16 protein-coding genes are annotated in these 18,129 nt (G+C 70.5%); 10 read left to right on the forward strand and 6 right to left on the reverse strand.

What is annotated here, in order from left to right:
• Positions 1–176: 176 nt before the first annotated feature.
• The gene (locus C3942_RS04265; protein ID WP_104229125.1) at positions 177–617 is read right to left on the reverse strand and encodes a hypothetical protein; all 441 of its coding nucleotides are present in this window, start codon (positions 615–617) and stop codon (positions 177–179) included.
• Between the two features lie 375 nt (positions 618–992).
• Between C3942_RS04265 and C3942_RS04270 the strand changes: the two genes are divergently transcribed.
• From C3942_RS04270 to C3942_RS04280, 3 genes are read left to right on the forward strand one after another with little or no spacing between them, the layout of a single operon-like run.
• On the forward strand, positions 993–1,793 hold the full coding sequence (locus C3942_RS04270) for a BON domain-containing protein (RefSeq protein WP_104229126.1): 801 nt from the start codon (positions 993–995) through the stop codon (positions 1,791–1,793).
• 44 nt (positions 1,794–1,837) lie between these two features.
• Positions 1,838–2,275: a PA2169 family four-helix-bundle protein gene (locus tag C3942_RS04275; protein WP_104229127.1), complete on the forward strand. Its 438-nt coding sequence runs from the start codon at positions 1,838–1,840 to the stop codon at positions 2,273–2,275.
• A gap of 38 nt (positions 2,276–2,313) precedes the next feature.
• Positions 2,314–2,520 carry a CsbD family protein gene (locus C3942_RS04280; RefSeq protein WP_104229128.1) on the forward strand — a complete coding sequence of 69 codons (207 nt, stop codon included), beginning with the start codon at positions 2,314–2,316 and terminating at the stop codon, positions 2,518–2,520.
• A gap of 110 nt (positions 2,521–2,630) precedes the next feature.
• Here the strand turns inward: C3942_RS04280 and C3942_RS04285 are convergent, their stop codons facing one another.
• On the reverse strand, positions 2,631–2,798 hold the full coding sequence (locus C3942_RS04285) for a DUF1328 domain-containing protein (RefSeq protein WP_104229129.1): 168 nt from the start codon (positions 2,796–2,798) through the stop codon (positions 2,631–2,633).
• A gap of 174 nt (positions 2,799–2,972) precedes the next feature.
• On the opposite strand from C3942_RS04285, the gene C3942_RS04290 reads away from it, so the two are divergent.
• A complete protein-coding gene (locus tag C3942_RS04290) occupies positions 2,973–4,337 on the forward strand; it encodes a sigma-54-dependent transcriptional regulator (RefSeq protein ID WP_104229130.1) in 1,365 nt (454 codons plus the stop codon).
• Positions 4,338–4,599: 262 nt separating this feature from the next.
• Here the strand turns inward: C3942_RS04290 and C3942_RS04295 are convergent, their stop codons facing one another.
• Genes C3942_RS04295 through C3942_RS04305 form a run of 3 tightly spaced genes read right to left on the reverse strand, consistent with a single transcriptional unit; the run spans position 4,600 to position 7,809 of the window.
• On the reverse strand, positions 4,600–5,967 hold the full coding sequence (locus tag C3942_RS04295; RefSeq protein ID WP_104229131.1) for a sigma 54-interacting transcriptional regulator: 1,368 nt from the start codon (positions 5,965–5,967) through the stop codon (positions 4,600–4,602).
• On the reverse strand, positions 5,967–6,341 hold the full coding sequence (locus tag C3942_RS04300; protein WP_104229132.1) for a hypothetical protein: 375 nt from the start codon (positions 6,339–6,341) through the stop codon (positions 5,967–5,969). Before C3942_RS04300 ends, C3942_RS04295 begins: the two co-directional genes overlap by 1 nt.
• A gap of 28 nt (positions 6,342–6,369) precedes the next feature.
• The gene (locus C3942_RS04305; protein ID WP_104229133.1) at positions 6,370–7,809 is read right to left on the reverse strand and encodes a sensor histidine kinase; all 1,440 of its coding nucleotides are present in this window, start codon (positions 7,807–7,809) and stop codon (positions 6,370–6,372) included.
• A 365-nt stretch (positions 7,810–8,174) separates the two neighbouring features.
• Here C3942_RS04305 and C3942_RS04310 point away from each other — a divergent pair, with 365 nt between their 5' ends.
• From C3942_RS04310 to glmS, 6 genes are read left to right on the forward strand one after another with little or no spacing between them, the layout of a single operon-like run.
• On the forward strand, positions 8,175–9,590 hold the full coding sequence (locus C3942_RS04310; protein WP_104229134.1) for a TackOD1 domain-containing metal-binding protein: 1,416 nt from the start codon (positions 8,175–8,177) through the stop codon (positions 9,588–9,590).
• Between the two features lies 1 nt (position 9,591).
• On the forward strand, positions 9,592–10,926 hold the full coding sequence (locus tag C3942_RS04315; protein ID WP_165797315.1) for a glycosyltransferase family 2 protein: 1,335 nt from the start codon (positions 9,592–9,594) through the stop codon (positions 10,924–10,926).
• Positions 10,923–13,385: a TolC family protein gene (locus C3942_RS04320; RefSeq protein ID WP_165797316.1), complete on the forward strand. Its 2,463-nt coding sequence runs from the start codon at positions 10,923–10,925 to the stop codon at positions 13,383–13,385. The genes C3942_RS04315 and C3942_RS04320 overlap by 4 nt, the downstream gene beginning before the upstream one ends.
• Positions 13,366–14,553, forward strand: a complete 1,188-nt coding sequence (locus C3942_RS04325) for an HlyD family secretion protein (RefSeq protein ID WP_104229137.1) — start codon at positions 13,366–13,368, stop codon at positions 14,551–14,553. The genes C3942_RS04320 and C3942_RS04325 overlap by 20 nt, the downstream gene beginning before the upstream one ends.
• A complete protein-coding gene (locus C3942_RS04330; RefSeq protein ID WP_104229138.1) occupies positions 14,550–15,545 on the forward strand; it encodes an NAD-dependent epimerase/dehydratase family protein in 996 nt (331 codons plus the stop codon). The genes C3942_RS04325 and C3942_RS04330 overlap by 4 nt, the downstream gene beginning before the upstream one ends.
• 33 nt (positions 15,546–15,578) lie before the next feature.
• Positions 15,579–17,411, forward strand: coding sequence for a glutamine--fructose-6-phosphate transaminase (isomerizing) (gene glmS, locus C3942_RS04335; protein ID WP_104229139.1), 1,833 nt, complete (start codon positions 15,579–15,581; stop codon positions 17,409–17,411).
• An 8-nt stretch (positions 17,412–17,419) separates the two neighbouring features.
• On the opposite strand, the gene C3942_RS04340 is transcribed toward glmS, so the two are convergent.
• Positions 17,420–17,974, reverse strand: coding sequence for a DUF1003 domain-containing protein (locus C3942_RS04340; RefSeq protein WP_104229140.1), 555 nt, complete (start codon positions 17,972–17,974; stop codon positions 17,420–17,422).
• Positions 17,975–18,129 lie beyond the last annotated feature (155 nt).

An 18,129-nucleotide genomic window follows, 5' to 3' on the forward strand; every position in this document is an offset into this window, starting at 1 on the left:
CGCCGCGCCGCGCGCGACGTCCAGGAAAAGAAAAAGCCGGCGCGGTGGGGAGCCGCGCCGGCGAGAGAGGAGCGCTCGTGGGGGCGGCGCTCTGAGGGAGTTCCTTCTCCGATATGCCAACGATCCGTGTCGGCAGGGGTTCCGGCATCAACAGGCGATCAGTCGGGGCGCTCGGCTCAGCCGGCGCCCGGTGTACTGTCCCGGCGGGACTCGGCCTCTCCGAGCTTGCGTTCGTACTCCGTCTTGGCCGTGTCGATGCAGGCGCTGCGCTCGGCACTGGCCAGGCTGTTGCAGCGCTGCTTCTCCGTGTTGTAGGCCGCCTCGATCTCGGCGGCTTCCACCTTGTAGCGGCCCTGCGCCTCCTGCTTCAGCGTCTCGGCACGCGCCTCCATGTTGTTGCGAGCGGCGTCGGCCGGATCCGGATTGCGGGCCGCATCCAGCGTGGCCTGGGTTTCGGCCTGGCGCGCCGCGGCGATGTCCTGCTGCGCCTGGGCGCTGGCCGTGGCCACGGCCTCCTGTCCTTCGCTGCGGGCCTCGGTGATTTCCGAGGCATTCGAGGCGTCCTCGCGCTTGCAGCCGGAAACGGCGACCAGACCGGCGAGGGCCAGCGGGATCATCCATCCTTGCCGTAAACATCCGTGTCTCATTCGTGGGCTCCTCTTTCGGGGAAAACGGCGGCGTCCTTGCCACCGGCCGGATTCCAGGGCGCAGGCTTCATGCCAACCCGGACAGTCATCCAAGCCATTGATTTTCATGGGTCGCTTCTGTGCTCGTCCCGAAGAAGACCATGCATTTCGCAAGGGCACGGAGGAGGATTTCCGGGAATCTGCATGGCCGCCGGGTCTTATTGCAGTTTGCATGGCCCGCCGGGCCACGGATTGCGTCTTGCCGGACCGCGGCCCGCGCCTGGCTCCATAAGCCGTTGAATACCCTGGAATCCGTTCTTGGTACGCGGCTTGCGCCTCAAAGCCAGGAAAGCACAGGAGACCCCAATGCGAACCTGGCTCTCATCCTTCGCGCTGTGGGCGGCCTCATGGCCCCTGGCGGTACCGGCGGCGAGCCTCGACGAGATCGGCCGCGAGACGCAGGTCTACGCGGCCTTCGCCACCACGGATGCGCTGCGCCCGCTGGGCCTGACCGTCAGCGTGGAGGGCGAGCGTGTCGTGCTCAATGGCGTGGCCCGGAGCGAAGAGCAGAAGCAGCTGGCGGAGCAGGTGGCACGGGACAGCGGCGCCGCGCAGGTGGACAACCGCATCGAGGTGGACGCACGACAGGCCACGGCGCTGCAGCGGCCCCCCGAAGCTCCGCGGCGCGGCCTGCGCGAGCGTCTGCACGATGGCTGGGTGACGATGCGCGTCAAGCTGCGGCTGTTGCGGCAGGACCCCGGTGGCGCGCTCGACGTCAATGTCGACGCCGTGTCCGGCGCAGCGCGACTCGACGGCATCGCCGACAGCGTCGAGCAGCGTCAGCGGCTGATCCGGATTGCCGCCGCAACGCCCGGCGTGCGCGAGGTGGAACCGCGCATCGCCCTGCGTCCGCCGCCCGGAACGGCGCCGGAGCTGGAGGCGCCGCGCGCATCGCTGGGCGACGCCTGGATCACGGCGAGGCTGAAGTCCTCGCTGCTGCTTTCCCGCGAGGTGGACGGCCATGCGATCGCCGTTGCCACCAGCCGCGGCGCGGTACGCCTGAGCGGCCGCGTCGCCACGCCGGCGGAGCGTTCGGCCGCCATCGAGATCGCACGGGGCATCGGAGGCGTCCGCAGCGTGGACGCCGGCGCGCTGAACAGCGGTTGAAGCCCGCGCGCCGCCCCTTCATTCACGAGCAAAGGAGTGCTGACATGAAGAATGCGAACCAGCTGAAGGAGCTGGTACAGGTGGCCCGCGACGGCGCGGAATTCTATGAACAGGCCATCGGCCACGTGGACGACGCGCCCTTGCGCAACCTGTTCGCCGGCATGGCCGCCGCCAAGCGCGAATTGATCAACGGCCTTTCCGCCAGCATCGCCGCCAGCGGGGAGGACGTGCCCCAGGGCGGCACGCTGGTGGGCGGCCTGCAGAAGGTCTACGGCCAGGTCCGCACCGCGCTGGCGCGCAACGAGAACCGTGCCTGGGTAGGCCAGCTCGAGGATGCGGAGGATCGCCTGCTGGAGCACATGCGCCGCGCGATCCGCGAAACCGACGATCCCTCGGTGCTGGGTCAGCTCGAGGCCTATCTGCCCCGCGTGCGCGACTGTCATGAGCGGATGCGCGCGCTGAAGCAGCGTCTGGCGGCCTGAAGGCCGCGTTTCATCAACTTCAAGGAAGGAGTGACGACATGAACCAGGACATCATCAAGAGCCAGTGGAAGCAGTTGAAGGGCGAGGTCAAGCAGAAGTGGGGCAAGCTCACCGACGACGACCTCACCCTGATCGAGGGCAAGCGCGACGTGCTGGAGGGCAAGCTGCAGGAACGCTACGGCCTGGCCAAGGACAAGGCCGCCGCCGAGATCCGCGACTTCGAGCAGCGCTTGCCCAGGCACTGACGGCCGGGGCAGGAAAAATCCCGCACACCGGAAGGTGTGCGGGATTTCGCCGGTCAGGGAGAGGCAGGAACCGACCCGGCAGGCTGTCGGTCAGAATGCAGGGAGGCTGCTCAGGTGGCCGGCGGGCGGCGACCCAGCACCAGCGAGATGACGAACAGCACCAGGAACACCAGGAACAGCAGCTTGGCGATGCCGGTGGCGGTGCCGGCGATGCCGCCGAAGCCCAGCGCCGCCGCGATGAGCGCGATAACCAGAAAAACAATGGAGTAGTAGAGCATGGAATTTCTCCTCCTCGGTTGGAGCGGGTACGACAGCATCCAGGTACCAAGCCGCGTGCCATCTGGAAACTTCCCTGGAATCAATCAGGTGGCTGGAAGCCACGGCCGCGGTTCCGGCGCCTTGCAGGGCCCGGTAAAGTCCATTCGTGCAGCTTGCAGGCAAGGAGCCCGCCCATGAGCGACCGTCAGGATGTGCAGCCGATCGGCGTGCTGCTGGTGGACGACGACCCGGCGATGCTGCGCAATTTCCGGCGTGCCCTGGACGAGGTCGGCTACCGTATCGAGACCGCGCAGTCCTCGGCGGAGGCGGAAGCCGCGCTGGCGCGCGCGGTGTTCGACATCTGCCTGCTGGACGTGAACCTGGGCGAGGACTCCGGCATGGACCTGCTGCCGCGGCTGCGCGAGGCGGCGCCCTGGATGCGCGTGGTGATGGCCACCGCGCTCAACGACGCGACGCTCGCGGTCAACGCCCTGCGCACCGGCGCCAGCGACTACCTGGTGAAGCCCTGCTCTCCCGACGAACTGGTGCATGCCGTAGCGCAGCAGGCCGAGGCACGCCGGCTGGAGAAGCGCATCGAGGCGCTGGAGAAGAATGCCGACGACGGCCGCTCCGAGATCGACCTGGAAACGCGCAATCCGCAGCTGCTGGCCACCTACGAGGTCGCCCGGCAGGTGGCGTCCACCGACGCGACCGTGCTGATCCTGGGCGAGAGCGGCGTCGGCAAGAACGTGCTGGCGCGCGCGATCCATGACTGGAGCGCGCGCTCGAAGAACAATTTCGCCACCGTCAGCTGCCCTTCGCTGTCGGCGGAGCTGCTGGCCAGCGAGCTGTTCGGCCACGTGCGCGGAGCCTTCACCGGCGCCACCGACAACCGCCAGGGACGCGTGCAGGTGGCCGACGGCGGCACGCTGTTCCTCGACGAGATCGGCGACATGCCGTCGGCGCTGCAGCCGAAGCTGCTGCGCTTCATCCAGGAGCGCGAGTACGAGCGCGTGGGCGATCCCCACACGCGCAAGGCCGACGTGCGTGTGATCGCCGCCACCAACCACGACCTGCGGGCAATGGTGACGGACGGCCGCTTCCGCGAGGACCTCTACTACCGCCTCAACGTGGTCACGCTGACGATGCCTTCGCTGCGGGAGCGCCGGGAGGACATCGCGCGGCTGGCCACGCACCTGCTGGAGAAGTTCGTGCGGCAGTACGACCGCCCGGCGCGCCGCTTCGGCGAGGCGGCGACGTCCCTGCTGGTGGCCTACGACTGGCCCGGCAACCTGCGCGAACTGCGCAACGTGGTGGAACGCGCGGTGATCCTGTGCCAGGGCGAGGCCGTGGGCCCCGAGCACCTGCCCTTCTCCAACAACGCACGCGGCCTGGGCGGCGGCCTGCGCGTGGGCGACCCGGTAAGCCTGCAGGAACTGGAACAGGCCCATATCCAGGCGCTGCTGGCGATCTCGCCGACGATGGAGTCGGCGGCGCGCACGCTGGGAATCGACAGCTCCACGCTGTATCGCAAGCGCAAGCAGTACAACATGCCCTAGGGCCTGTTAACACTACGGCCGTCGGTGCGACGGAGACCGTTTTGGCGCAGGGCTAAGTCCCGGCACGCGCCGTGTACTGGACGTACATCAGCGGGGCGGGACAACGCCCTGCGCCAAAACGGTCCCGCCCTCCGGGTGCCACCAGATTTGCCGCCATGCGGTGTTGCTCCTCGGTCTCTTATTCCCGATAAGCGACCTCCTCGCGCCTTGCCTGGCGGCAAATCTGGTGGCATCGCACCGACGGCCGTAGTGTTAACAGGCCCTAGCCGGCGGCCGGCGGCGGCCCGTCCTGCCGCCGCCCTGGGCGGGGATCGACGCTGTAACGGCTCAGCAGCTTGTAGAAGTCGGTGCGGTTGCGCCCGGCCAGCCGGGCCGCGCGGCTGATGTTGCCGCCCGCCAGTTCCAGCATCTGCCGCAGGTAGTTGCGCGTGAACTCGGCGCGCGCCTCGTCGAAGGAGGCCAGGCCGATGCTGCGCTTGCCCAGCGAGGCGCGGACCAGCGCGGCTCCGATGACGCGGCCCGGTGCCAGCGCGACGTTGCGCTCCACCACGTTGAAGAGCTGCCGCACGTTGCCGGGCCAGGGCGCGGCGACCAGCGCCTCCATCGCCTCCGCCGAGTACAGGCGCCGCGGCGCCCCGGCCTGCGCCAGCTGCGCCAGGCGGTGCTGCACCAGCAGCGGGATGTCCTCGCGGCGCTGTTCCAGCGCGGGCAGCTGCAGGCGCACGACATTGAGCCGGTAGAACAGGTCCTCGCGGAAGCGGCCGTCGGCGACGCGCTCCTCGAGGTCGGCATGGGTGGCCGACAGTACGCGCACGTCCACCGGCAGGGTGCGCGTCTCGCCCACCGGGCGCACCTCGCGCTCCTGCAGCACGCGCAGCAGCTTGGCCTGCAGGGGCAAGGGCATGTCGCCGATCTCGTCGAGGAACACCGTGCCGCCATCGGCGGCGCGGAACAGGCCCGGCTGGTCGGCATGCGCTCCGGTGAAGGCACCCCGGCGGTGGCCGAACAGTTCGGACTCCAGCAGTTCCGCCGGCACCGCGGTGCAGTTGATCGCCACGAAGGGCCGCGCGGCGCGGCGGCTGGCGCGGTGGATGGCGCGGGCCAGCACTTCCTTGCCGCTGCCGCTGGCGCCGGTGAGCAGCACCGCGGAATCCATGCGCGCGACGCGCCCGGCATCGTCCAGCAGGGCTTCCATCACCGGGCTGCGCGTGATGACGCCGCTGCGCCAGTCGTCATCGCCCGGGGCCGTGCCGCCGCCGAGATGGGTGCGGATGCAGCTCAGCAGGCGCTCCCGGTCCACCGGCTTGGTGAGGAAATCCACCGCGCCCGCCTGCGTCGCCCTCACCGCGTCCGGGATGTCGCCATGCGCCGTGAGAATCGCCACCGGCAGGCCGGGGCTGTGTCCCTGGATGCGCGACAGCAGCTCGAAGCCGTCGATGTCGGGCAGGCGCAGGTCGGCCAGCACGAACTGCGGCCGCAGCTCGCCGAGCCGCTGCAGGGCCTCCGGCGCGCTGCTGGCCACGGCCACCGCATAGCCCTCGCTTTCCAGCCGCAGCGCCAGCAGGCGCAGCAGGCGCGTATCGTCGTCCACCAGCAGGATCGGCCGCTCGGCGGTTCTGGGATTCAGCATCATCGTCCTCCATTGAGACGGCGTTCGATCTCGACGACCGCCGCCATGCGCTGGCGCAGGCTCTGCACTTCCACCTGGCATTGGCTGGCGCTGTCGAGTTCGCTCAGGCGCACCTGGGCCGCGGCGCGCTGGCCGGGGCTGAGGTGCTGGGACAGCAGCTTGCGCAGGCGCTTCTGCGCCACGGCGCGGTTGTAGCCGGAGTGATCCGGCACGCTCTGCATCAGCGCCACGCGCAGCTTCTGGTCGGTGCCGGGATCGGCCGTGCGCAGCTCTTGCCACAGGGACTCGCGCCGGGCCGGGCTGGCCGCAAGGGCGTCGGCCAGGAATTCCACCGGCTCCGGCCCGGGGCCGCCGATCGGCAGCCGCCAGGACATCGGCTCCATGCTGGCGCAGCCCGAGAGGCTACACAGCAGGAGCAGGCCAAACCATGCTGAAACGCGCACCAGGGCAGGCATCCGCCACCTCCACGATTCCGCTGTGCGCCTGCGCGGTCTCGCGCACGATCGACAGCCCAACGCCCGTGCCGGGAATGCCGGATTCCTCCGACTCGCCGCCGCGCACGAACGGCTCGAAAATCTTTTCCTTCTCCGCCTCCACCACGCCGCGCCCGCGGTCTCGCACCTGCAGTTCGCAGCGGCCTCCGCGCATGCCGGCGGCCAGGTCGATGGTGCTTCCCGCCGGCGCGTGCTTGATGGCATTGGTCAGCAGGTTGTCCAGGGCCGTGCGCAGCTGCGCCCGCTGGCCATGGAGGCGCGGCGAGGACAGTTCCACGGAGGCCTGGAGGCCGCGGCGCGCCAGCGGCAGGCGATGGGCCGCGATCACCTCCGCCAGCAGCGGCGCGGCGTCGAACCACTCCATGGAGGCCTCGACGCGGTCGTTGCGCCACTCGGCATAGGCCAGCAGGTTGTCGATCAGCTTCTCGAGGTCCTCGGAAGACTCCGTCAGGATCGCCGCCACCTCGGCCTGGCGCGGCGTCAGCTCGCCCAGCGACCCCTCGCGCATCAGCGCCGCGCCCTCGCTGATGCTGGCCAGCGGGGTCTTCAGCTCGTGCGAGACGTGCCTCAGGAAGCGGTCCTTGTCGGCAGCCAGCTGCGCCAGGCGCAGGCGCAGCCAGTCGAGCCGCTCGGCCAGCTTCTTGAGCTCCAGCGGGAACTCCACGGCGATGGGCTTCTGGTAGCGCGAGTGCCCCATCTCCGCGACACCGCGCGCCATGCTGCGCAGGGGCCGCGACACGGCGATGGAGAAGCACACCGCCAGCAGGGCGGTCATTGGCACCAGGGCCAGTGCCAGCCACAGCATGGTGCGCCGCGCCTCCGCGGCCTCGCGGCGCAGCTGCGCGATGCGCTCGTCGGCCTGTCGCCGCGCCTCGGTGACGATGGGATCGATGTCGTAGGACAGGGTGTGCAGGCGCGTGACGACCTCCGCCAGCGGCGCCTCCGAGCCGATGCTGCGCGACCAGGCGCTGGCGGCCTCGGCCAGTCCCTGGCGCAGGCGCGCCAGGGGCACGCCCAGGCGCTCGTCCTCCGGCTCCTGCCGCTGCCGCTCCAGGCGGTCCAGCGTGGCGTCGATGTCCGCCAGGCGGCTGGCGAAGAGTTCCAGCAAGGCCGGATCGCCGAGCGCCACGTACTGGCGGGCATTGCGTTCCAGCTGGCTGAGGTTGTCGCGCAGGTCGCTGCCCAGCAGCGCCAGGGTCATGCTCTCCTGCATCAGGCGGTCAGCCTGCCGCGCATGGCGCTGCAGCGCCAGGTCCGCCAGCGCCAGCGCGGCCAGCAGCGGCAGAGCCACGAACACGCAGCCGGTGGTTACCAGCACGGTCATCGTCCGGGGCAGCGGCAGGCGCATCGACGGCACATCCGGTCCTTGGAAGCAGGTGGCGACATCCTTGCGCCACAGCCTTGTGACTGGTGCCGGCTGGCAACAGTTCCCCGGGCCTCGCGGCGCTCCGCGTCTGCGATCGGCGACGGACGGAAAAGCGCGTGCCGGCGAGGGTTTGCGCGGCAAGCGCCGCCGGGCTGTCGGGATTCGGCGACGCTTACGCGACGGCGCGTGGGCCCGCCGCGGCTCCAGCCTCGCCCCGGTGCGGGCCAAGTGCTTGTTTGATCTCGATTGCCACGGCCATGGCACGGCCGTTGCCCTGTTCACCTCAAGCCCAGGACGGGCGTGCCGTGTCCCCATGAACGGCTTTCCAAGGACAGGAGAGGCTGACCGTGACCAGCAACGACATCGCGATACTTGCCCCCCGACGACCGGATGGAGGACGCCTGCTGCTGGCCGGTCGTGTCGCGCACTGCTTCGACGACTACCGCGAGTTCCGCGAATCCGGCCTCAAGCCGGCAGCGTTCATCATCCGCTGCACCGACGCCGCGGCCACCGGCGACTGGCTGCGGCAGGTCCGCAGGGACCCCGATCACGCCGCGCGGCTGGTCTTCGTGGAAGGCGCCGTCTCCGACACCGATGCGGCGATCGGCGATGGACCGCTGCCGGACAGCGTCACGGCGCTCACCGAACGCATCGACGCCAGTGCGGCACGGGCCCAGGCCATCCGCGGCAAGGATGACGACCGCAGCCCGGCCGCGCTGCTGCTGGAATACCTGTGGCTGCGGCCTGGCGCGGTGCTGGAACCGCGCGCCGACTGGCGGCATCCCCGGCTGTACCACTATCCGTTGCTCGATGCGCTGGAACGCGGCGATGCCGACCCGCAGGACTGGCTGCAGCAGCTGGACCGCGATGGCCTGCTGACCCGCGGCGAGCTGCGCGCGCGCCAGCGCGAGTGCGACTTCTGCGGCAGCGCGCACCTGCGCTTCATCGACGTCTGCCCGAGCTGCCGCTCCATCGACATCGACCAGCATGCCGCCCTGCACTGCTTCACCTGCGGCCTGGTCGCGCCGGAAGACCGCTTCACGCACGGCGGCGGCCGCTGCTGCCCGAAGTGCGGCAGCCACCTGCGCCATATCGGCACCGACTACGACCGCCCGCTGGAGACCACGGCCTGCGGCAGCTGCCAGCATGTATTCGTCGAAGGCGAGGTGGTGGCCCATTGCGCGATCTGCGATCACTCGATGGCACCCACGGCCCTGCGGCTGCACAAGCTGTGGTCCTGGCGCCTCAGCAGCCTCGGCTGCCTGGTGGCGCAGGGCCGCAGCCAGGCGCAGTCGCCGGCGCTGTTCGATACCCAGCACTACGCCACCCGCGGGCACTTCCTGCACAGCCTCGACTGGCTGCTGAAGATCGGCCGCAGCCAGGGCACGCGCCTGGCCCTGGTGGGTCTGCGCCTGCGCAACGGCCGCGAGCTGGCGGCGGCACTCGGCGGCGGCCGCTGTGCGCAGCTTCTGGACAGCTTCGCCGAGCGCCTGCGCGAGCTGCTGGCCGAGGCCGATCTCGGTTGCCGCCTGGACCAGGAAACCCTGTGCCTGCTGCTGCCGGGCGCCGACCGCAAGCGCCTGAAGCAGCTGGAGCGGCAGCTGGGCGAACTGCAGCAGCGCGCGCTGCAGCCGGAGGGCATCGGCCCCCAGTGGGGGATGGCGGAGATGTCCCCCGACTCCGCGGACACCGATGCAGGCCGCCTGCTGGCGCGGCTGGAACAACGGCTGGGAGGCCCCGCGGAAGCGCGGGTGGCCGCCTGAGATGGATGCCCTGTTCGACAACCTGGCCTCCGGCCTCGCCGTGTTCCTGGCGATGGTCAGCGGCGATGCCCAGACGCTGGCGCTGAAGTTCGCGCCCTTTGCGCTGCTGCTGGAGATGCCGCTGTACCTGCTGACCTGGCTGGGCGTGATGCACTACCTGTGGCGGCGCCACAGCGATCCACCGGCGGAGATCCCCTACTACCCTCGCGTGACCTGCATCTGCAACGCCTATGCCGAGGGCCGCGACGTGCAGTATTCGGTGCGCTCGCTGCTGGAGCAGATCTATCCCGGGCACATCGAGCTGCTGCTGGTGCTCGATGGCGCCGTCGCCAACCGCGCCACCTACGACGCGATCAAGGAACTGGTGCCGCAGTTCGGCGGGCGCCACAACCGCTCGGTGCGCTTCATCCCCAAGCCGCAGCGCGGCGGCCGCGTCTCCGCCACCAACACCGGCCTGCTCTACGCCACCGGCGAGATCGTGATGGCGCTGGACGCCGATACGTCCTTCGACAACGAGATGGTGGCGCATGCGATCAAGCCCTTCGCCAATCCCAACGTCGTCGCCGCCACCGGCCCGCTGCGCGCGCGCAACGGCCGCAAGGCGCTGATCACGCGGCTGCAGGCGGTGGAGTACATGCTGGCGATCTACCTGGGCAAGGTCGGCCTGGCCGAGTGGAACCTGATCAACAACCTGCCCGGCGCCTTCATGATCTACCGCAAGTCGATCCTCGATCATGTCGGCGGCTGGAATACCGGCACCGGCGAGGACCTGGACCTGACGCTGCGCGTCAAGCAGTACCTGCGCCGGCACCCGGAGCTGAAGCTGGTGTTCGCCCCCGGTGCCGTGGCGCACACCGAGGTGCCGGACACCTTCTCCATGTTCTACAAGCAGCGCCTGCGCTGGGATGGCGACCTGTCCTACGTCTACTTCCGCAAGCACTGGCATGCCTTCTCGCCGATGATCGGCTGGCGCAACTTCATCGCCAATACCTGGTACGGCCTGCTGTTCCAGATCTTCCTGCCGATGCTGCAGGTGGGCTTCCTGGCCTGGATGCTGGTCTTCCAGCCGGTGCCGTTCTTCATCGGCACGATGCTGCTGGTCTACTGCTTCTACCTGGCCATCACGGTGCTGCAGTTCCTGCTGTTCCTGGCATTGCTGTCCGAACGCCCCGCGCAGGACGCGCCGTATCTCTGGGTGCTGCCGCTGATGCCGCTGTTCATGGTGTCGGCGCGTGTCTGGAGCGTCGTCGCCACGTTCCACGAATGGTTCAACCGCGCCCACCAGGATTCCCCGATGGGGCCGTGGTGGGTCATCCGCCAGGGAGGCCCCCGATGAGACGCCTGCTGACCACCACGACCCTGCTGGCATTGCTCGCCGGCGCCCCGGCACGGGCCGAGGAACTGCTGCTCGAGAACCTGCTTGGCGATACCGACAAGGCCGCCAGCGTGCTGCAGGCGGAGTCGGAGCTCAATGCCGCCGGCAGCGAACTGAAGCGGGACCGCGCCGAGAAGGGCTGGCGCATGACTGGCGCGGCCGGCTACGGGCATATCCAGGACGTGGTCGACGAGGGCCGATCGATCTCCTACCAGGCGGCCCAGGCGCAGCTCGGCCTGGCCTATCCGCTGTTCGGCTCCTCCGAGAAGCAGGCGCGCGCCATCGGCCTGTCCAGCGGCAAGGCGGACGAGAAGAAGCTGCGCCTGGAGGCGGCCAGGCGCCTGGCGCAGCTGGAGCTGGAGGCGCAGTACGCCCGCTACTGGGGCGCTCAGGAGGGCCTGCGCGTGGTGGACAGCTACCTGGAGAGCGAGCCGCTGCTGCTGCCGCGCCTGCAGCAGCGCCAGGACAAGCGGATGATGCTGGGCTCGCAGCTGATCGACGCCGGTGCCGGCTATGCCCGCGCGCGCAGCGACCGTGCGCAACTGCTGGCGCAGCGCAATGCCGCGCGCGCGCGGCTGGAGCGCCTGACCGGGCGCAAGCTGGCGGAACTGGAGGCCCGCGCCACCGAGTTGCCGGACGAGATCGACCTGCCGGCCGGACCGGCGCTGCAGCGGCACCCCGACCTGGCGGCACTGCAGCTGCAGCGCGAAACCCTGCAGCGCCAGCTCAAGGACAGCCGCTGGTACGGCCTCGACGGCGCCTTCAACGTCAACGCCAACACGGTCCACGACACCACCAACTCGGAAACCGGCGGCAACGCCTTCGTCGGCGTCAACCTCAGCGCGCCGCTGTCGCTGGGCAGCGCACGCCGCGCCGAGCGCGACCGCCTCAACGCCGAAACCGAGACGCTGACGCTGCGCTACCGGCAGCGCCAGGAGGAACTGGTGGCCGACATCAGCGGCGCGCGCGACAAGCTGGCGCAGCTGCGGGAGGAGACTGCCGCCGCGGGCGAACGCACCCGCGGCGCCCACGAGGCCCTGCGCGAACGCCTGCGCCGCAGCGGCGTCTTCGCCGAGGACGGGATCGAGGCCCTGGGCGGACGCCTGCAGACCTACTACGCCGCAGCCCTGTCGGAGATCGACGCCCGCACGCGCGGCTGGATCGCCAATGTCGAGGCGCGGGCCTATGCCCTGGCGGTGGCCGAGGACGCCACGCCGCCGCGGCGCCCGCCGCTGCCCGAGGCCGCGCTGGGCCTGCGGCTGGCGGAACCGATCGCCGCGGTGACGCAGCAGCTGGGCAGCAGCCGCTCGCAGTCCGCGCCGCGCACGCCGGAGACCGACACCGGCGGCACCGGGGCGGCGCCGGTCCCGCTGCGCGCGGAGCTGCCGCCGGCGCGCAAGGACGTCGGCATCGATCCCTCGCGCTGGCTCAAGCCGGTGGAGGCAAGGCCGCTGGCGCGCTTCCAGCTGGCCAGCGCCATGGAAGGCGGCGCCGCCATTCCGGTGGCCGCCTCGATGGACGCGGCCATGCCGCCCGAGGCCATGCCGGTGGCGCACACGACGGCGGCGGTGCCGGACGCGGCCGGGATCGCGGCCGGACACGCGGCCAGCCGCGGCGCCGTGGTGTCGCGCGGCAAGGGCGACGACATGGCGGTCTACGTCTGGGACAGCCGCGAGCTCTTCAGCCGGCTGCAGAACCGCGAGCGCTACTGGAAGTTCCTGCGGCGCCTGTCGATCGACCGCCTGCTGGTGTCGCTGGACGCGGCCCAGATCGCCGAACTGCGGCAGCGCCCGGCGCCCCTGAGCGGCTTCCTGCAGAACGCGCGCAAGCGCGGGGTGAAGGTGGAGCTGCTGCTCGGCGAGCCGACCTGGATCGAGCCCGAGGGGCGCGAGCAGCTGGTGGAGCTGATCGCCGGCCTCTGGGATTTTCCCTTCGACGGCCTGCACCTGGATATCGAGCCGGACCAGATCTACCGGCAGCCGCTGTCGCGCGAGCAGTTCGACAACTGGGTCAAGAGCATGACCACGGCCGCCAAGGCCTCGCCCTGGCCCACCGCGATCAGCGTGCATCCGCGCTATTTCCGCGATGCGCCCTACCGGGACTGGGGCCTGGCCGAGCGCCTGCGCGAAGCCGGCGTCGAGGACGTGACCCTGATGATCTTCAACTCGAAGCCGGAGAACGTGGCCGGCGTGGCCAAGCCGATCCTGGCGGCGGCACCGCAACTGCGCTTCCGCGTGGCGCAGAGCGTCGAGCCTCAGCTCGACGCCACCGAGAGCCACGCAAGGAAGAGCCGCGCGGACTTCGAGAACTCGATGGAGCGGCTGCAGCAGCTGCTGCAGCCGCAGGCAAACGCCGACGGCATCGTCGTGCAGGCATGGGCAGACCTGATGAGGATGGGCTATGAAAGTGAGATTCGTTAAGCCGGAGCAGGGTGACCCTGCCCGCGACCGCGGCATCCAGGTGCCCTATGCGCCGGGCAAGCGCCACCTTGCGCGCTGGCGCTGGTACCTGATCCTGCTGGTGGTCAGCAGCCCGCTGCTCTACTTCGTCGGCAAGGCGCTGTGGTCCTCGGTGGCGGTGGAAGCCCCCGGCGTGATCGCCCAGGAGCAGCTGACCGTGCGCACCATGGCACAGGGCTACGTCGAGGAGGTCTACGTCAAGCCCTACGACGAGGTCGCCGAGGGCGATCCGATCGTGCGCCTCAACAACCCGGAACTGGCGGTGCGCGCCAGCCAGATCCGCGCCGAGCTCAAGGCGCTGCAGGGCATCCCCGCCAGCATCAGTGCGCCGGCCGGCCCCACGGTGAACCTGCAGGACCAGATCGAGATCGCGCGCGAGCAGAAGAGCTACCAGAACCAGCGCATGAGTTCGCTGCAGCAGCTCGTGGACGAGGGCGCCGCCACCGAGGGCGAACTGGCCGAGGCGCGGCGCGAGGAGCAGCAGGCCTCGGCGCGCATCGCCGAGCTCTACCAGGCCATGGCGGTGCAGAACCAGCGTCCGCCCAGCGTACCCAACACCGAGCTGCGCACCCGCGTGCTGTCGCTGCGCGCGGAGCAGGCCAAGCTGGAGGAGCAGCTCGAAGGCCAGCTGGTGCGCGCGCCGCGCGACGGCCGCATCGTCGACCTGGCCGTGGTCAGCGGAGACCAGCTCGCGCTGGGCGGCAAGGTGGCGATGCTGGCGCCGGTCGGCGGCGAGCTGCACATCGATACCTACGTGCCGCCGAAGTACGCGAGCTACGCACGCGACGGCCAGCGCGGCACCGTCATCTTTCCGGACGGCAGCCGACGCGACGCGCAGATCGCGGCGATACCGGAGGTGGCGCGCGAGCTGCCGACCGGCTACGGCCAGCGCTTCGGCGACAACCAGGTCGGCGTGCTGGTGCGCATGCGCTTCGTCGACGGCAATGCCATGCACGGCCGCATCAGCAACGGACTGCCGATCCGCGTCCGCTTCGACAACGGCTGGAACGAGGCGCCACTGCCGAAGCAGGTGGTGGCCCGCCTCGACCACGCCTTCGGCGCGCTGCGCGAACGCTTCGCCGCGGACACCGCGGCGCCACCCTCGGTCAACGGCAAGGACTCGCTATGAACAACTCCGGCAAACACGCGCGGCTGCGCCGCGTCCTGGTCACCGGCGGCGCCGGCTTCATCGGCTCCCACACGGTCGAGGCCCTGCTGCGGCGCGGCCGTGTCGTGCGGGTGCTCGACGACCTGTCCACCGGCAAGGCGGAAAACCTGCCGCTGGGCCATCCGCGCCTGGAGCTGCGGGTGGGCAGCATCCTGGAGCGCGAGACGGTGGACTCCGCCATGCTCGGGGTGGAGGGCTGCGTCCACCTGGCGGCGCAGGTCTCGGCCGCGCGCTCGGTCGAGGCACCCCTGGCCTCGGCCCGCCGCAATGTCCTGGGCTTCATCAACGTGCTGGAGGCGCTGCGGCACGCCGGCGTGCCGCGCCTGGTCTATGCGTCCTCGGCGGCGATCTACGGCGAGCCGCGCTCGCTGCCGCTGGCCGAGGATGCCGCCGCGCGGCCGGCCAACCCCTACGGCCTGGAGAAATACGTCGACGAGCTCTATGCCGACCTCTACCGGCGCCTGCACGGCACCAGCAGCCTGGGGCTGCGCTACTTCAACGTCTACGGTCCGCGCCAGGACCCGTCCTCGCCCTACTCCGGCGTGATCTCGCGGTTCGTCGAGCGCCTGTCCGCCGGCGAGGCCCCGACCGTGTTCGGCGACGGCCGGCAGACGCGTGACTTCGTGCATGTCGGCGACGTGGCCACCGCCAACGCGCTGGCCCTGGAGGCCGGCTGCCAGGGGGTCTGCAACGTCGCCACCGGCCGCCGCAGCGACCTGCTGGAGCTGCTGCGCCTGCTCGGCGACTGCCTGGGGGCGGCCGTCCGCCCGCAATTCGAGCCGGAACGCGCGGGCGACATCCGCGACTCCTGCGGCGACGCCACGCGGCTGGAGCAGGAACTGGGCGTCGTCGCCGGGCGCAGCCTGGAAGACGGGCTGGCCGACCTGGTCGCCAGCCTGTCGCTGCCACCGCCGGCGTTGCCGCGCCGCGGCCCCCGCCTCGCCTTTCCCTGATCCTTCTTCCGAAACCCTACCCGGAGATTTCCCATGTGCGGACTCGTTGGCGCGGTCGCAGACCGCAATGTCGTCCCCGTCCTGATGGACGCCCTGCAGCGCCTGGAGTACCGCGGCTACGACTCCGCCGGCCTCGCCCTGCTGGACGGCGGCCGCGGCGTCGCCGTGGAACGCTGCGTCGGCCGCGTGTCGGAACTGGCGCGGCGCCTCGGCAGCGTCGATCTCCGCGGCGGCCTGGGCATCGGCCACACGCGCTGGGCCACGCACGGCGAACCGGCGGAGCGCAACGCGCACCCGCACGTCTCCCGCGGCGAGGTCGCGGTGGTGCACAACGGCATCATCGAGAACTACCGCGAGCTCAAGCGCGCGCTGCAGGCCGAGGGCTACGTCTTTCTGTCGGACACCGACACCGAGGTGATCGCGCACCTGGTGCACCGGCACCTGCAGGACCGCCAGCCGCTGGTGGAGGCGCTGCGCGCCGCCAGCGCCGAGCTGAAGGGCGCCTATGCGGTCGCCGTGGTGGCGGTGTCCGACCCCGAGACGCTGGTGGTGACGCGCCGCGGCAGCCCGCTGGTGATCGGCATCGGCGAAGACGGCCATTACGTGGCCTCGGACGTCACGGCCCTGCTGCCCGTGACCGGGCGCTTCGTCTTCCTGGAAGAAGGCGACGTCGCCGAGCTGAGCCGCGGCGCGATCTCGATCCGCGACCAGGAGGGCGCGCCGGCGCAGCGGCCGCCGCGGCAGCTGGCCCTGTCCAGCGAAGACGTGGACAAGGGCGCCTACCGCCACTACATGCACAAGGAGATCCACGAGCAGCCGCGCGCGCTGGCCGACAGCCTGCAGGACCGCCATACCGGAGCCCGCGTGCTGGAAGATGGCCTGGGCTTCCATGCGCGCGGCCTGGTGAAGCGCGTCCGCGCCATCCATCTGGTGGCCTGCGGCACCAGCCACCACGCCGGACTGGTGGCGCGCTACTGGCTGGAGGCGATGACCGGCCTGCCCTGCAGCGTCGAACTGGCCAGCGAGTTCCGCTACCGCCTGCCGGCCGTGCCGCGCGGCTGCCTGTTCGTCGGCATCTCCCAGTCCGGGGAGACGGCCGACACGCTGGCGGCGCTGCGCTACGCCAAGGAATCCGGCTATCTCTCGACGCTGGCGATCTGCAACGTCGCCGAGAGCTCATTGATGCGCGAAGCCGACCTGGGCCTGCTGACCCGCGCCGGCCCTGAACTGGGCGTGGCCTCCACCAAGGCCTTCACCACGCAGCTCAGCGCCCTGCTGCTGCTCACCGCCCTGCTGTCGCGCCGCAACGGACCCATCGCCAGCGCCGAGGGCAGCATCCTGCGGCGCCTGGCCGGGGCCCCTGCCGCGGTGGAAGCGGCGCTGCGGCTGGAGCCGCAGATCGAGAAGCTGGCGCGGCAGATCGCACGGCACAACCACGCGCTGTTCGTCGGGCGCGGACCGATGTACCCGGTGGCCCAGGAGGGCGCGCTGAAGCTCAAGGAGATCTCCTACATCCATGCCGAGGCCTACGCCGCCGGCGAGCTCAAGCACGGTCCGCTGGCGCTGGTGGACGAGCACATGCCGGTGATCGCGCTGGCGCCGCACAACGACTGCCTCGACAAGCTGCAATCCAACCTGCAGGAGATCGCCGCCCGCGGCGGCCGCATCCATGTCTTCGCCGACCGCGCCTGCGGCATGGAGGACGGCCCCGGCATGCAGGTGATCGCGATGCCGGAGGCCGACGAACTGCTGGCGCCGCTGAGCTACACGGTGGCACTGCAGCTGCTGGCCTACCATGTGGCGCTGCTGCGCGGCACCGACGTGGACCGGCCGCGCAACCTGGCGAAGTCGGTGACGGTGGAGTAGCGGCGGCGCTATTTCCTCAGCATCTCCGTCAGCAGCTCGATCTGCTTCTGCTGGCGCTCGACCAGCTCGGCCAGTTGCTCCAGGCGAAGGGCGTCGAGCTTGTCGTGCAGGGCCATGATCTCGATCTCGGACTTGAGGTTGATCTCGTAGTCGTGCGCGGCCATCTGGCGGTCCTTGCCGGACTGCCGGTTCTGGCTCATCAGGATCAGGGGCGCCTGCACGGCCGCCAGCATCGACAGCACCAGGTTGAGGAAGACGTAGGGGTAGGGATCGAAGGCGGTCTTGCCCAGGATCTCGGTATTGAGCACCGCCCAGCCCAGCAGGAAGCAGGCGAACAGGCTGATGAACAGCCAGGAGCCGCCGAAGGCCGCCACGCGGTCCGCCAGGCGCTCGCCGAAGCGGGCCTGCTCGTCGAGCAGGCGGTTGGGATCCTCGGTGGCCGCCTGGCGCCGGGCCGCATGGGCGAGCGCCCGGCGCTCCGCCTCGCCCAGGTCGTCCGGGCTGCGGCCGAACCAGCGGGCCGCGGCGTCGAGGTAGTTCAGGGAGGCTTTCGTCTTGGACATCGCGGTCTCCAGGGGCACGGCGCCATCCTGATGCCTTCCCGCCGCGCACGGAAGCCGGGAGTCCTGCGGCCTGCGCAAGCGCACATTCTTCCGGGGCCAGCCGCAACCGCCTGTCCGCCTAGCAATACCGCTCAGGGAAAAACTACTTCAATTTA

This window comes from Solimonas fluminis (assembly GCF_002930645.1).
Taxonomy (GTDB): Bacteria; Pseudomonadota; Gammaproteobacteria; order Nevskiales; family Nevskiaceae; genus Solimonas_A; species Solimonas_A fluminis.